The 14,031-nt window shown below is 64.6% G+C and carries 11 protein-coding genes and 2 pseudogenes; 5 read left to right on the top strand and 8 right to left on the bottom strand.

The genetic code is table 11. The features are described 5' to 3' along the window. Window positions 1-62 precede the first annotated feature (62 nt). Both BLQ03_RS11715 and BLQ03_RS11720 read left to right on the top strand, forming a co-directional pair. Window positions 63-1,448 (top strand): GntP family permease, encoded by a 1,386-nt coding sequence (locus BLQ03_RS11715; RefSeq protein ID WP_090756282.1) that lies wholly within the window; start codon window positions 63-65, stop codon window positions 1,446-1,448. A gap of 3 nt (window positions 1,449-1,451) precedes the next feature. Beyond that, entirely contained in the window at window positions 1,452-3,410 is a 1,959-nt protein-coding gene (locus tag BLQ03_RS11720; RefSeq protein ID WP_090756287.1) for an acyl CoA:acetate/3-ketoacid CoA transferase, read from the top strand. A 149-nt stretch (window positions 3,411-3,559) separates the two neighbouring features. Here the strand turns inward: BLQ03_RS11720 and BLQ03_RS11725 are convergent, their stop codons facing one another. Next, window positions 3,560-4,060, bottom strand: a complete 501-nt coding sequence (locus BLQ03_RS11725) for a hypothetical protein (RefSeq protein ID WP_217629719.1) — start codon at window positions 4,058-4,060, stop codon at window positions 3,560-3,562. A 540-nt stretch (window positions 4,061-4,600) separates the two neighbouring features. On the opposite strand from BLQ03_RS11725, the gene BLQ03_RS18355 reads away from it, so the two are divergent. Continuing rightward, on the top strand, window positions 4,601-4,756 hold the full coding sequence (locus BLQ03_RS18355; RefSeq protein WP_175558852.1) for a hypothetical protein: 156 nt from the start codon (window positions 4,601-4,603) through the stop codon (window positions 4,754-4,756). Window positions 4,757-4,838: 82 nt separating this feature from the next. Here the strand turns inward: BLQ03_RS18355 and BLQ03_RS11730 are convergent. Next, window positions 4,839-5,115: pseudogene (locus BLQ03_RS11730) on the bottom strand (transposase); the annotation flags it as partial. A 4-nt stretch (window positions 5,116-5,119) separates the two neighbouring features. On the opposite strand from BLQ03_RS11730, the pseudogene BLQ03_RS18855 reads away from it, so the two are divergent. Continuing rightward, window positions 5,120-5,503, top strand: a pseudogene (locus BLQ03_RS18855) (integrase core domain-containing protein); the annotation flags it as partial. A 214-nt stretch (window positions 5,504-5,717) separates the two neighbouring features. Here BLQ03_RS18855 and BLQ03_RS11735 read toward each other — a convergent pair. After that, window positions 5,718-6,794: an ABC transporter substrate-binding protein gene (locus BLQ03_RS11735; RefSeq protein ID WP_090756291.1), complete on the bottom strand. Its 1,077-nt coding sequence runs from the start codon at window positions 6,792-6,794 to the stop codon at window positions 5,718-5,720. A gap of 134 nt (window positions 6,795-6,928) precedes the next feature. Continuing rightward, window positions 6,929-8,200 carry an aminopeptidase P family protein gene (locus BLQ03_RS11740; RefSeq protein WP_090756298.1) on the bottom strand — a complete coding sequence of 424 codons (1,272 nt, stop codon included), beginning with the start codon at window positions 8,198-8,200 and terminating at the stop codon, window positions 6,929-6,931. A 105-nt stretch (window positions 8,201-8,305) separates the two neighbouring features. On the opposite strand from BLQ03_RS11740, the gene BLQ03_RS11745 reads away from it, so the two are divergent. Then, window positions 8,306-9,256, top strand: coding sequence for a LysR family transcriptional regulator (locus BLQ03_RS11745; protein ID WP_090756354.1), 951 nt, complete (start codon window positions 8,306-8,308; stop codon window positions 9,254-9,256). Between the two features lie 158 nt (window positions 9,257-9,414). On the opposite strand, the gene BLQ03_RS11750 is transcribed toward BLQ03_RS11745, so the two are convergent. The 4 genes from BLQ03_RS11750 to BLQ03_RS11765 are packed head-to-tail and all read right to left on the bottom strand — an operon-like array spanning window position 9,415 to window position 13,933. After that, complete coding sequence (locus tag BLQ03_RS11750; RefSeq protein WP_090756300.1) at window positions 9,415-10,233, bottom strand: beta-keto acid cleavage family enzyme; 819 nt, start codon at window positions 10,231-10,233, stop codon at window positions 9,415-9,417. Further along, complete coding sequence (locus BLQ03_RS11755) at window positions 10,230-11,180, bottom strand: 3-hydroxyacyl-CoA dehydrogenase family protein (RefSeq protein WP_090756306.1); 951 nt, start codon at window positions 11,178-11,180, stop codon at window positions 10,230-10,232. The genes BLQ03_RS11750 and BLQ03_RS11755 overlap by 4 nt, the downstream gene beginning before the upstream one ends. Window positions 11,181-11,191: 11 nt before the next feature. Beyond that, window positions 11,192-12,166, bottom strand: a complete 975-nt coding sequence (locus BLQ03_RS11760) for a Bug family tripartite tricarboxylate transporter substrate binding protein (protein WP_090756307.1) — start codon at window positions 12,164-12,166, stop codon at window positions 11,192-11,194. 21 nt (window positions 12,167-12,187) lie between these two features. Next, complete coding sequence (locus tag BLQ03_RS11765; RefSeq protein WP_090756308.1) at window positions 12,188-13,933, bottom strand: dihydroxy-acid dehydratase; 1,746 nt, start codon at window positions 13,931-13,933, stop codon at window positions 12,188-12,190. Window positions 13,934-14,031: the final 98 nt, after the last annotated feature.

Raw genomic sequence — 14,031 nt, forward strand, 5'->3', positions numbered from 1 at the left:
AATTCAGCTTCAGGAGTTCTGCTGCAACTTTGTTTCATTGTTGATCGCAAGGTGGAAACGACATGGGACTTCTCGGCATTGTCCTTTCGCTCGGGCTGCTGATGTATCTTGCCTATCGCGGGATCAACGTGCTGATCCTTGCACCGCTGCTGGCGCTGCTGGCGGTGCTGATGTCAGGGGACCTTCCGGTCCTCGCGACCTACACGCAGGTCTTCATGAAGTCGCTCGGCGGCTACGTCATCATCTATTTCCCGCTGTTCCTGCTGGGCGCGATCTTCGGCAAGGTCATGGCCGACAGCGGCGCCGCGCGAACCATCGCCGAGAAGATCGTCGAGCGGGTGGGCGCCCACCGCGCCATCCTGGCCGTTGTGCTGGCCTGCGGCGTGCTGACCTATGGGGGCGTGTCGCTGTTCGTGGTGGCCTTCGCCATCTATCCCATCGCCAACGCGCTGTTCCGCCGCGCCGACGTGCCCAAGCGGCTGCTGCCGGCGGCGATCGCGTTGGGGTCATTCACCTTCACCATGACCGCCTTCCCTGGCACCCCGGCGATCCAGAACGCGATTCCGATGCCTTTCTTTGGCACCAACGTCTTTGCCGCGCCGATCCTCGGCACCCTGGCCGGCCTGATCATGCTGGGCGGGGGCGTGCTGTGGCTCAACCGCCGCTCGGCCGCCGCCCACGCCCGGTCCGAGGGCTATGGCCAGCACGAGCGCACTGCCGCCGACAGTTCGCTGCCCGAGGACATGGACCTGCCCGGCTTCGGGACCGCGATCCTGCCTGTCATCTCGGTGATCGCGTTGAACGCGCTGTTCACCTATGTCGTCATCCCGCGCATGGACGCGGCCTACCTGGCCGACCCCCGCTATGGCGAGACCACGCTGCAATCCGTGGCGGGCATCTGGGCCATCATCGTGGCGCTGGTCGCCTCCATCGTGCTGGCCATCGCGCTGAACTGGCACCGCTTCACCAACCTGACCGAGAGCGTCAACAGCGGCACGATGGGCTCGCTGCTGCCGATCTTCAACACGGCCTCGGAGGTGGGCTATGGCGCGGTGATCGCGTCCCTGCCCGCCTTCGCCATCATCCGCGACGCGGTGCTGGGGCTGTTCCCGACGAACCCGGTGGCCTCGCTGGCCGTGGCGGTCAACGTGCTCGCGGGAATTACCGGCTCGGCCTCGGGCGGCATGTCCATCGCGCTGCAGGCACTGGGCGAGCAGTTCGCGGCCATGGCGCGCGAGCAGGGCATCAGCATGGAGCTGATGCACCGTGTCACCGCGCTGTCCTCGGGGGGTTTCGACGCGCTGCCCCACAACGGCGCGGTGATCACCCTGCTGGCGATCACCGGGCTGACCCACAAGAAAAGCTACGGCGACATCTTCGTGGTCTCGGTGGCGATCCCTGTCCTGGCCACGATCGTCGTCATCATTCTCGGCTCGCTGGGACTCTAGGCCATGCCCGACAAGATCGTCCCGGCCCGCGATGCCGCCGCCTTGGTGCATTCGGGCGACACCGTCACCACCTCGGGCTTCGTCGGCGCGGGTGTGCCCGACGGGCTGCTCAAGGCCTTGGGCGACCGCTTCGCCGAGGAAGGTCATCCGCGCGACCTGACGCTGCTTTTCGCGGCCGGCCAAGGCGACGGCAAGGGCCGCGGGCTGGACAGGCTTGCCGCGCCCGGCCTCGTCAAGCGCATCATCGGCGGTCACTGGGGGCTGATCCCGAAGCTGGGCGCGCGAGCGCTGGCCGGTGAGATCGAGGGCTGGAACTTCCCCCAAGGGGTGATCTCGCATCTTTACCGCGACATCGCGGCGGGCAAGCCCGGCACCCTCAGCCACGTGGGGCTGGAAACCTTTGTCGATCCACGCCACGGCGGCGGCCGCATCAGCGATGCCGCCAAGGAGGACCTGGTCGAGCTCGTCACGGTCGGCGGCGTCGAGCGGCTGTTCTTCAAGGCCATGCCGATCCACGTGGCGCTGCTGCGCGGCTCGACCGCGGACCAGCGCGGCAACATCACGATGGAGCGCGAGGCGCTGATCCTCGACAACCTCGCGCAGGCGATGGCCGCGCGGAACTCGGGCGGGGTGGTGATCGTGCAGGTGGACGAGGTGGTGGCCGCGGGCACCCTGCCCGCGCGCGAGGTGGTGATCCCCGGCGCGCTGGTAGACGCGGTGGTGCTCGCACCGCCGGAACTGCACCCGCAGACCTATGCCACGCAGTACAACCGCTATTACACCGGCCGCTACCGCGCACCCCTGGACGGGGCCGCGCCGCTGCCGCTGACCGACCGCAAGATCATCGCCCGCCGCGCGGCCTTCGAGTTGCCGGTGGGCGGGGTCGTCAACCTCGGCATCGGGATGCCCGAAGGCGTGGCCGCGGTGGCAGCCGAAGAAGGCCTGCTGGACCACGTGACGCTGACCGCCGAGCCGGGGGTGATCGGCGGTCAGCCCGCCTCGGGCCTCGACTTCGGGGCGGCCGTCAACACGGATGCGATCATCGCCCAGAACCAGCAGTTCGACTTCTATGACGGCGGCGGGCTGGACCTCGCCTGCCTCGGCATGGCCGAGGTGGACGGCACCGGCAACGTCAACGTCAGCCGCTTCGGGCCGAAGCTGGCCGGGTCTGGGGGCTTCATCAACATCAGCCAGAACGCGCGCCATCTGGTCTTCACCGGCACCTTCACAGCGGGCGGGCTGTCCGTGCGCGCCGGTGACGGCCAACTCGAGATCGCAGTCGAGGGCCGCGCCCGCAAGTTCGGCGCCACGGTCGAGCAGATCACCTTCTCAGGCACTCGCGCCGCGCGGCTGGGGCAGCCGGTCCTTTACGTCACCGAACGCTGTGTCTTCCGGCTGGAACCGCAGGGCCTGCGCCTGGTCGAGATCGCGCCGGGCGTGGACCTGCAGCGCGACATCCTGGACCAGATGGGCTTCACGCCCCTGCTGGGCGAGGTCGCGATCATGGACCCGCGCATCTTCACCGACGCGCCGATGGGCCTCAAGGACGACCTGCTGACAATCCCGCTGGAGCGGCGGATCACCTGGGACGCAGCCAGGGAGATCCTGTTCATCAACCTGTCGCGCCTGGCGGTCCGCACCCCGGCGGACATCGAGGCGATCCGCCAGCGCGTCGACGCGGTCGCCGGTCCCTTGGGGCGGCGGGTGGACGTGGTGGTGAACTACGACCAGTTCCACATCGCAGAACCCGTGGAACGCGCTTGGGGCGAGATGGTGGACGACCTTGAGGCGCGGCTTTACGGCACCGTGTCGCGCTATTCCTCCTCGGCCTTCCTGCGCCGCCGGCTGGGCCGCACCCTGGAACGCCGCCGCCGCGCGACCATCCATGACAGCGAGCACGCTGCCGAGGAGGCGCTGCGTCATGGCGCAGACAACGCCGCCGGTCATGGTGAGGTTGTCTGAAACCGTGGTCCATTCCCACTGCATCTGCCGTGACAACAAGGTCCATGGAGATGCCGACTGGCACTGAAAAGTGTTGCACAGGTCAAGCGAAGCTCTCCTTCTTAGTCACGCGAACTGAAGAAGACCTGCTCCCCTGCCAAGGAGAACGCTCAGCTGTTCCAGGTCAGGTGCCGCCAGCAATGTCCGGCCTCGTTCCATTCCCCCACCGGAACGTTTATCAGACCAGATGTCCCGTCGGTCGAGATCGATCCACCGTTCCGCCGTAGCCAGCCCGCCGCCTCCGTCGTCTGTTTTGAAGGCTCCGTGAGATCGACCTCGACACGATAGTTGCCCCCGGACTGGAACCTGGTCCTGAGCGCCGCCTGGCGCAGGCGTGGGTCGTCTGAAAGTAGCGCCACCTCCATGGCTTTGGCGATATAGGAGGGCTCGCCTGAGGCAACGATGGCGTCCAGAGTGGCAATGCGCGTATCCGGGTCGGCAGACAAAAGGCTGTCTTCGATCTTGCGAAGGTAGTTCGCGCCAGAGGCGCCACTTTGCAGGATGCCGTCCAGAGGGGGCTTCACCGCCTGGGCCCCGACAGGTTCGCCGAACATGAGCATCGAAAGCCCGACTATTACCGATATCCCATGGACCGCAGTTTGCTTTCTCATGCGACCATCCCCACCTAACACTTGCAGAGTATTCTCAAACCGGTTTTCCGGCAAGCTTGGCGGTTATGTGCCCGGTTTTGTTTCCGCCGCGACGCAGGAACTGCAGCAGGATGTCGAGTCCGGTGCGGCCGTCGCGGGAAGTCCAGGTCTTCTCGGCCCGGATCACCTGGCAGAGCGCGGCGCGGCCTCCTGCAGAGAGACGTCTTGAACGGTCGTGGACAGGCGAGCGTAGCCGTAGAGGGTCATGGCAGATCGTTTCTGTCCTGCCGGGATCCAGACGCGATCACTTTGTGCCCGAGTTCTTGCGAAACGACTCCAATTGGACGCACGCCTGTCTCCAGCGCGACTGTCCTTTCAAGGTATGCCTGAAATGGCGCATCTTCAGGTACGATACCCTATCTCCCGCAGCCATTCTGGCCGCCGACCCATGCAGGAGGAGCGGTCAGTCTGGCCACGCTCGGACCTTCTTGGGCGGGGCTCAGGCCGAGCTACTGTTCCACTCGATCCGCAAGGCATCTTCTACTGACAGGACAGGACCCGATGAGTGACCAGAACGAGACCCCAACTCCGAAGCGCTTCAACGTGCTGATGAAGTTTGGCGCCGAGATGAACGATGCGCCCCCGCCCCCAGCTGCACCTCTGCCTCCGCCTGAGGAGCCGGCCAACACCGACCGAAAGCCCGCGAAAAAGCCATGATCAGCCAAGCAATCGGCCCCATCGGCTGCTCTATCGCAGAGATGGGCGGCGAAGCCTTAAGATCAGGACGTATTACTCTTCCTAGCCAGAACATGATGGTTGCGGCGAGTGCCATGGCGGAGAGGAAGACCTTTGGGCATCTGCCATAACGTGTGGCGATGTGGCGCCAGACTTTCAGGCGGCCGAACAAGGATCTCGATCCGATAGCCGCGCTTGTCGTATCTGATGGTCCGACCACGAGACTTTCGCCCCGGGATGCAGGGTGTGATCCCCATGTCTTTCAAGACCTCTCTGAACCAGTTGGCATCGTAGCTCCGGTCTACAGGCAACCATTCCGCTGAGAGCAGCCTCCCAGCAAGGCCGCGGTTCAGCTTCCGGGCGACGCACGTCATGAAGGTGCTCAAACTGCTCGGCCGTAAGATCGGCGTGCCGAAGACCATCCGCGTCGACCAAGGGAGCGCGTTCATCTCCTCCGATCTCGACCTCTGGGCCTATGAGCAGGACGTCACCCTCAACTTCTCACGATCTGGCAAGCCCACCGAGCGAGCCAAGGTCCGGTATCGGTCCGAGGACCGTAACGAGCGCCTTTCTCGAGAGCCTGAACGGAAAGTTCCGAGCCGAGTGCCTGAACACGCGCTAGCTCATGAGCCGCGACGATGCGGTCCGAAAATGCGAGGCTCGGGCCGCAGAGACTACAATGAGGTTCGACTCCATAGCGCCATCGGGAACAAGGTCCCGATCGAGCTGAAAAATGGGTCAGGGCAATATGACCCCCCTGGCCGGGAGACCTCCGAAGAAGACCAGCCGGGTGGTCCAAACACGGGTAGCAGCCTGCAAAGCCGGAAGATTGTGCCTTCAGGCGATAGAAGGCAGGGTTAGAGATCACCCCCAAAGGGCTGCCCTGCTCCACGAGGCAGCGGCGACCAAACCTCATGGTCGACGCTATGGCACTAACGAGCAGTCAGCTGGCACTCAGCCAAGCATTGAACCGTTCGGTCAGCTCGGCCTCATGATCGACCCAGAAGTCATAGGACGAGCCGAGCGCATTCTTCATGTTCTCAGGGCTGGTGGGCATGTTCGGGGCCATTTCCGTCTTGCCGTCGTGATACAGGCCCACCAGTCCTGCCGAGGACTTTCGCGCCGGACCATAGCTGATCCATTTCGCCTGGTCGGCAAGGCGCTGCGTGTCGGTGGCGAACTTGATGAACTCCAGCGCCGCTTCCCTGTTCGGCGCTCCCTTGGGAATGGCGAACAGGTTGTATTCATAAACCTGCCCGTCCCAGACGACCTCGAAGGGCTTGCCCTCGGTCACGGCGGCGTTGAAGATGCGCCCGTTATAGGCTGCAGTCATCGCGACCTCACCATCGGCAAGCAACTGCGGCGGCTGGGCGCCCGTGTCCCACCAGACCACGTCGTTCTTGATCGTGTCCAGCTTGGCGAAGGCGCGGTTCACTCCGTCGTCTGTCGAAAGCACGTCATAAACCTCGGCTGCCGGCACGCCATCGGCCATAAGCGCCATCTCGAGCAGCGCCTTTGGCGCCCGCTTCAGGCCACGCTTGCCGGGAAACTTCCCGGTATCGAAGAAATCCACGATCGTCTGCGGGGCGTTGTCGGGATATCTGGTCCGGTCATAGGCGAAGACCGTCGAGAACACGATCGAGCCCACCGCACAGTCGCTCAGACCCTGAGGCAGAAAATCCTCGGTGGCCGGAGTGCCGTCGGGCGCGGGCGGCAGGACGGCAGGGTCGATCTCTTCCAGCAGCCCCTCGTCGCAAAGGCGGACGGCGTCGGCATATTCGATGTCGACGACGTCGGTAGTGACGTTGTTCGCCTCCACCTGCGCCTTGATGGGAATGGCGGGGTTGTCGCTGTCCACCGAAACGACGACGATGCCGGTCTTCTCGGTGAAGGGCTTGTGATAGGCCTCGACCTGGCTGCGGGCGTAGGTCCCGCCCCAGGTCAGCACCGTGATCTGTTCGGCGTGACCGGCCCCCGCCAGCAGTGCCAGCGTTGTCGCAAGACCGAGAGTGGTTTTCATGAGTTCGATCCCTGTTGGTTGTCGTGCTTCCCTGATTTCGTCGCCAGGTTCCGGCGTCAGGATGCCCCTTCTTTCGGAGGCGTTATGGGGTCGCTGCAGCGCTGCGGACCCGAGTGTGCAGTGCCGCAGGAGTATCAGACGGCTGACACGGCGCCGGCCAGTACCGGCTGTGCGGCAGGAAAGAGCTTGCCCTTGGCACCCACGATCAGGTGCTCGGGCCCATAGGGGAAGCCGGTGATGTTACGGTTGCCGGTCTCGGTGATGACCAGGATGTCGTGCTCCCGGTAACCGCCCGCGCCCGGCAGATGATGAGGGATGGTGATCATCGGTTCCATGCTGACCACCATGCCGGGCTCCAGCACCGTGTCGCAGTCCTCACGGAGTTCCAGCCCCGCCTCGCGGCCGTAGTAGTGGCAAAGGACGCCGAAGCTGTGGCCATAACCGAAGCTTCGGTACTGCAGCAGATTCTCGGAGGAATAGAGCTCGTTCAGTTCTCTGGCGATATCGGCGCAGCTGTTGCCCGGAACCAGAAGCTCCTTGCCGCGATCATGGACGCGGCAGTTGAACTCCCACAGGCGCAGATGTTCGTCCGACGCGGTTTCGGCGAAAAGCGTCCGTTCCAGCGCGACGTAATAGCCCGCGACCATCGGGAAGCAGTTGAGCGAAAGAATATCGCCGCGCTCGATCCGTCGGGACGTGACGGGATTATGGGCTCCATCGGTGTTGATCCCCGACTGGAACCAAGTCCAGGTATCCATCAGTTCGGCGTGCGGCCAGACACGGGCGATCTCCCGAACCATCGTGGCGGTCGAATGCAGCGCGACCTCGTGTTCGGGAACTCCGACCCCGATCGCCTCGAACACGGCCTCACCGCCGATGTCAGCAATCCGGGTCATCTTCTCGATATGGTCGATCTCCTCGGCCGACTTGATCATCCGCAACTGCATGGCAGGCTGCGCGATGTCGACGAACTCGATACCGGGGAATTCCGACTTGAGCAGATTCAGCAGGTCGATGTTCACGTGATCGAATTCGATCCCCAGCCGGCGGACCCCGGCGGTCAACTGGCGGATCGCGTGGAAATAATTGTCCTTCTGCCAGTCCGTGTAGGTGACGTTCCGGCCCCCGAAGGTGCGCCGCCAAGGCTGCCCGCCATCGATCCCCGCGCTGATCGAGGTCACGATGTCGTGGTCGACCAGCAGGCCGTAGCGGCGGCCGAACTGGCAATAAAGGAAATCCGAGTAATAGTTGATGTTGTGATAGCTGGTGAACAGCGCCGCATCGACATTCTGCGCCGCCATCACCTTGCGGATCGCATCAAGGCGCCGCTGCATTTCCGATGGGGAAAAGGTGGGCTGCACCGGGGTGCCGTTGCCGATGTAGTTCTGAAGCCGTTCGCGTTGCATTGATCGAGATCCCTTGAAGGTTGCCTCGACAGTCCGACGGAAGCTCCGCGCTTGTCAAAAGAGGGTTTCTCATCCCAGGGTGAGAAAAACTCACGTGACTTGAAGGTGCCCATATTCCCGCCACTCAACGCCTTGCGTGCCTTCGAAGCAGTCGTCCGCTGCGGATCGTTCCGCGCCGCGGCAGATGAACTGTTCGTCACGCAGAGCGCGATCAGCCACCAGATCAGAGCGCTTGAGGGCTGGTTCGGAGGTCCGCTCTTCGCCCGCTATGGCAATCGTCTGCGGCCGCTTCCCCATGCCGACGATCTCGCGCGCAGCCTTTCGCTGTCTTTCGACGCGATCCACGCCGCCTGCCGCCGCGCCAAGGACTTCAGGATTTCTCACCCCTTGGTCGTCGCCGCAATTCCTTCCGTGGCCATGTGCTGGCTGATTCCACGGCTGGGCAAATTCCGAGAGGCGCACCCCGCAGTCGACATGCGCATCGTCTACGCGCTGCATGGACAGGAGATCGACTTCGGTGATGTGCATTTCGCCTTTGTCTTCGCGCCCACTCCCCCAGCCTCAAGGAACTACGAGACTTGCTTCTTCCTGCCAGGAGCTTCTGTTCCGGTCTGCTGCCCGCGACTGGCAGCCCGGGTGACCGGCAAGAACACCGCCCGGGCCATCTCGGAAATGGATCTGCTGCACGACACCGATCACTCCGGGTGGCGGACGTGGTTTGCCCGTGCGGGACTGCATGACCCGCCGCCCGAGTGCGGGCCGGTCTTCGAGGATTTCAACCTGCTGCGGGCTGCGGCGTTGTCTGGACAAGGTGTGGCCCTGTGTCCCGAAGCCATGATCCGCCAGGATCTGGACGCCGGCCATCTGGTGCGCTTGTCACAAACAACAGTCTTCGATGACTACGGTCATTACCTGCTTCAGGGCCCCCGCGCCCCCGCCCACGCGCATACCGCCACGTTCCGCACATGGGTGCTGGGCGAGCGGGACCGGGATGCGGGACGGGTGGCATCTGCAGGGGGTAACCACCGCAACGGCCACTTGGACGCTGGCTATTGATGGTGAAGCCAGAAGCCCGACGTCGCCCTACGCAGCGCAGGACACCCTCGGGCCCCGACGTGCTCGGGCCCTGCCGCAAACACCCGGCCTGCGGCAGGCTTTCCCAATGGGATCAGGCAAAGATCCAGCCAGATCAGCTTCGACCGCAGTTCCTCATCCTAACGATATTGCGACCGGATCTCTTCTGCGCTTGATGTCCGTCGGCCCAGAGAGGTCAGGGCCTCGACCAACGTTCCGACGAGGGCTTCGTTCGAGGGGGCAAGCTGGCCGTCCGGCATGTGCAGATTGTTCTCGAACCCCACACGCGCATGCCCACCGAGAAGCGCAGCCGTCAGGACGCAATCGCGCTCGAACCGGCCGAAGGCGCAGACGCTGAAGGGCACCTCGACCGGCTCTGCGAGGAACGGCAGGAGATCGGCGGGCGTGGACGTCTGGTTCTCGGTATAGCGGCCCAGAACGAAGAGAAGCGTTTGCGGGCGGCTTCCGAACGCGCCCCGCTGACGCAATGCGCGCCAGGCGGCAAGATCCGCCGCGGAATAGAGAATGACCTGGATCATCGTGCTGGCGCGATCCAGATCCTCGATGAACTGCGTGGCGGCCGCCACCTCATCCTCCTTCCGGACCAGTTCGCGCAGGGCCAGCGAGACCGCCTCTGGCCGGGTCGCGCGGATCGCAGCCATCTGCTCGAAAGGCGCATAGCGGCCCGCGGCTTCGGAGGTCGCCTGGATGATCATCCTGTCGCCCACGGCGCGCCGGATGGCGGTCGTAGCTTCGCCATAAGCTTCGGCGTCCAGCAGGTGACGGCCGTCACGGTCGCGGACGTGAAGATGGAACATCCCCGCACCCCGCTCCACACAGGCGCTTGCGCATCGCGCCAGCTCGGCCGGGGTGATCGGCAGTGCCGGATGATCGGACCTCATCTTGTAGGAGCCGTTGGGGGCGACCGTGACCGCAACGGAGGGAAGAGTCGCGTTCATCGGTGATCCTCCAGCGGCCGGATCTGCGGCAGATCATCGGCAATGATGTCCAGTGCCGCAGCGAGCGCCGACTGATAGCGTTCGCGTTCGGCCGCGATCGTCTCGGGCGTCCAGTCGTAGAACCCTGCCCCGGTCTTCATCCCCAGCCGCCCGGCTTCGACACGGTCGCGCAGCTCGCTGCTGGGCTGCGTCGCTACTGAGAGTGACGGATACATCGTCGCGGCCGCCGCGCAATGGACATCCAGTCCCGCGTGGTCGCGCTGCAGCGCCGGTCCAGCCGCAAGAAAGCGGAAGCCGAAGCCGAAGCGCACCGCCGCGTCCACATCCTCGGCCGAGGCGATCCCAGCCTCGATCAAGGCGAAAGCCTCGCGTGCCAGCGCGTGCTGCATCCGGTTGGCCAGGAAGCCGGGCAGATCGCGACGGACATGAACCGGCACCCGGCCAAGATCGCGCATGATCGTCATCAGCCGCTCCGCCGTTTCCTGGTTCGTCTCGGCCGACGAGACGACCTCGACGAGCGGAACCAAATGCGCGGGCATGAAGAAATGCAGCCCCGCGCAGCGTTCCGGATGCGGCAGGCCCTGAACGATCTGCGAGATCGGAAAGCCCGAGGAGTTGGAGGCGAGGATGGCATCGGCCCGCGCCAGCCGTGCCGCGGTCTCGAAAACGACGCGCTTGACGTCCAGCCGCTCGGGCGCGCAATCGACGACGATGGCGACATTGTCCCAGGCAAGATCGTCCATCTTCGCCTCGGCCGACATGGCACCGGCGGCCGCGCCGTGGCCGGTCTTGTCCAGCTCGACTGTCCAGTAGGAGCCCAGCGCCTGCCGCCTTTCGGCAGCAGGCTCGACGACCACGACGCGCCAGCCGCCGCGGGCGAAGACGATGGCGACATCGGCGCCCATCGTTCCACCCCCGACGATAACGGCAACTGAAGTGCTGGTCATCTCAGGCTCTCCTATTCCAGCGACCCGGCCGTCTCGATGACGGCCTGCCATTTCGCAATCTCGCTTTCGATCAGCGCGGCTTCCGCCTCGCGAGGTCCGGGACTTGCAACCACACCCTGCTGTTCCAGGGCGGCAATGATCTCAGGCTTCTGCAGGGTCGCGTTCAGCACTTCGTTCAGCCGCTGCGTCACAGTCTCGGGGGTGCCGGCGGGGGCGAGAACGCCGAACCATGACTGCACCTCGAAGCCCTCCACCCCGGCCGAGGCGACGGTCGGCAGGCCTTCAAGAAAGGGCGAAGGCTCAGGGGTGGTGACGGCCAGCGCCTTGACCGCGCCGCTGTTCACATGAGGCAGAACCGACGGGATCGTGTCGAACATCACGTCCACATGGCCGCCGATCAGGTCGGTAATGGCCGGGGCCGATCCCTGATAGGGCACGTGAACAAGGTTCACGTCGGCCGCGTTCTTCAGCATCTCCATCCCCAGATGCTGCGGGGATCCGGCACCGGCCGAGGCATAAGCCAACTGCCCCGGGTTCGCCCCGGCCTCCGCCAGGAGAGACTTGAGATCATCTACCGCAAGATCAGTCCGGGTCACGAGAGCCAGTCCGACGCTGCCCGCAAGGCCAACGGTCTCGAAATCCGTCCGCAGATCGAAGCCTGGGGCAGTAGGCAGGTGCATGTTGATCGAATGGCTGGTCAAGGCGCCCATCAGCAGCGTGTAGCCGTCGGGGTCGGCCCGCATGACCTGCATCGCGCCGATCGACCCGCCCGCGCCGGGAGCGTTCTGGACGACGATCGTCTGGTTCAGTTCGTCGCCAAGCCCCTGTGCCACGATGCGGCCGATGATGTCGGTCGCGCCGCCTGCCGCATAGGGCACAACCAGTGTCACCTGTCGGGACGGATAATCGGCTTGCGCCCATGCCACGGTTGCAGTCGTGGCCAGCAGCGCGACGGTGCAACCCGTCTGCTTCATCCAGTGATACATCTCTTCTCCTCCCAAAAAAGATCAGTCTTCCTGCTGCCGCGACCGCTGCAGATCCGGGTGCTGCAGGAAATCGAAGTCGCAGCCCTCGGGCGCTTGCGTCACATGGCGGTCGTAAAGCGCCGCGTAGCCGCGCGGGGCCTCGTCGGGGGCAGCCGGCAGCTCGGCACGGCGCCGGGCCAGTTCGTCATCGTCGACAAGCAGCTCGATCCGATTGCGCGAAGCACTGAGCGCAATGCGATCACCCGTCCGCGCCAGGGCCAGCGGTCCGCCCGATGCGGAATCGGGTGCGAAGTGCAGCACGATAGCACCGTAGGCGGTGCCGCTCATCCGCGCGTCCGAGATGCGGATCATGTCCTTCACACCCTGCGCCGCCAGCTTCTTGGGGATCGGCAGATACCCCGCCTCGGGCATGGCCGACGCACTTTTCGGCCCCGCCATCTGCATGACCAGCGCATCGTCGGGTCCGACGTCCAGGTCCGGGTCGTCGATGCGACGGGCAAGATCCTCGGGCGAGGTGAAGACGACGATCCGCGCCTCGCGTTCAAGCAGCTCGGGGGTCGCAGCGGCGCGCTTGAGGATCGCGCCCTCCGGCGCAAGGTTGCCGAACAACGCGATCAGCCCGCCCTCCGGCTCGATCGGATCATCGAACGGGCGGATCACGCTGCGGTCGATCGAGGCGGGATCGAAACCTTTGAGACGCGCGCCAAGCGGTTCGCCCGTCACCGTGGGGCAATCGAGATCGAGAAGTTCGCGCAACTCCCACATCAGCGCGGTGACGCCACCCGCGGCGTGCAGATCCTCCATGTAGTTCGCGCCTACCGGCTTGAGGTTGACAAGCACCGGAGTGGTCGCGGCCAGTTCATTCAGCCGTTCAAGCGACAAGCGGAGCCCCGCCCTGCCGGCGATTGCCGCCAGATGGACAAGGGCATTCGTCGAACCCGAGATCGCCAGCAGCAGCCGCATGGCATTGTCCAGTGACGCGGGGGTGACCAGCTGGGTGGGTCGCACCGCCTGCGGATCGACAGCCATGCGGGCCCCGAGCCTGCCCGACTCCTCGGCAATCCGCAGCCGGTCGGCATGAACTGCCGGGGCCGTGGCCGAGCCCTGCAATCCGAAGCCGAGGATCTCGGTCAGGCAGGCCATTGTGCTGGCCGTGCCCATGACGGCGCAGGTGCCCGAGGTGGTGGCCAGGTTGGATTCGACAAGCGACAACTCGTCGGCGCTGACTTCGCCCGCACGGAAGCGGGCCCAATAGCGGCGGCAGTCGGTGCAGGCGCCCAGTCTCTCACCCTTGTAGCGGCCTGTCATCATGGGACCCGTGACAAGGATCACCGTGGGCCGGTCGGCCGAGATTGCCCCCATGATCTGTGCAGGCACGGTCTTGTCGCAGCCGCCAATCGCGACCATCGCATCCATCGGCTGTGCCCGCGCCATTTCCTCGACATCCATCGACATGAGGTTGCGGAACTTGAGGCTGGTCGGCGTCAGGTACGCTTCACCCAAGGAAATCGTCGGAAATTCGAGCGGCAGCGCTCCTTCAAGCATGGCGCCGCGCTTCACCGCCTCGACCAGTTCGGGCATCGAGCGATGGCAGTTGTTGAAGCCGCTAGGCGTCGAGTTGATCCCGACGACCGGACGGGCCAGTGCGTCGCGTGTAAATCCCATCGAGCTGGCGAAGGAGCGCCGCAGATACAGCGCGAAGTCCCGGTCACCATAATTGGTCAGCCCGCGCTGCAGGCCTTTGGGCTCGTCCGGTTCATTCGACATCTGCGGCTCCCTGCCAAATCGGGGCAAGACTGGCAGTGCACGGATGATATGATAAGTTCATCATTCTGATGAATTGATGCAGCAACAGAATGAATCTT

Source organism: Paracoccus chinensis, assembly GCF_900102885.1.
Taxonomy (GTDB): Bacteria; Pseudomonadota; Alphaproteobacteria; order Rhodobacterales; family Rhodobacteraceae; genus Paracoccus; species Paracoccus chinensis.

What these genes read in the sequence shown, in the direction of transcription:
- BLQ03_RS11715 (WP_090756282.1), top strand. Translation starts at nt 63, where the DNA reads ATGGGACTTCTCGGCATTGTCCTTTCGCTCGGGCTGCTGATGTATCTT.
- BLQ03_RS11720 (WP_090756287.1), top strand. Translation starts at nt 1,452, where the DNA reads ATGCCCGACAAGATCGTCCCGGCCCGCGATGCCGCCGCCTTGGTGCAT.
- BLQ03_RS11725 (WP_217629719.1), bottom strand. Translation starts at nt 4,060, where the DNA reads ATGAGAAAGCAAACTGCGGTCCATGGGATATCGGTAATAGTCGGGCTT.
- BLQ03_RS18355 (WP_175558852.1), top strand. Translation starts at nt 4,601, where the DNA reads ATGAGTGACCAGAACGAGACCCCAACTCCGAAGCGCTTCAACGTGCTG.
- BLQ03_RS11735 (WP_090756291.1), bottom strand. Translation starts at nt 6,794, where the DNA reads ATGAAAACCACTCTCGGTCTTGCGACAACGCTGGCACTGCTGGCGGGG.
- BLQ03_RS11740 (WP_090756298.1), bottom strand. Translation starts at nt 8,200, where the DNA reads ATGCAACGCGAACGGCTTCAGAACTACATCGGCAACGGCACCCCGGTG.
- BLQ03_RS11750 (WP_090756300.1), bottom strand. Translation starts at nt 10,233, where the DNA reads ATGAACGCGACTCTTCCCTCCGTTGCGGTCACGGTCGCCCCCAACGGC.
- BLQ03_RS11755 (WP_090756306.1), bottom strand. Translation starts at nt 11,180, where the DNA reads ATGACCAGCACTTCAGTTGCCGTTATCGTCGGGGGTGGAACGATGGGC.
- BLQ03_RS11760 (WP_090756307.1), bottom strand. Translation starts at nt 12,166, where the DNA reads ATGTATCACTGGATGAAGCAGACGGGTTGCACCGTCGCGCTGCTGGCC.
- BLQ03_RS11765 (WP_090756308.1), bottom strand. Translation starts at nt 13,933, where the DNA reads ATGTCGAATGAACCGGACGAGCCCAAAGGCCTGCAGCGCGGGCTGACC.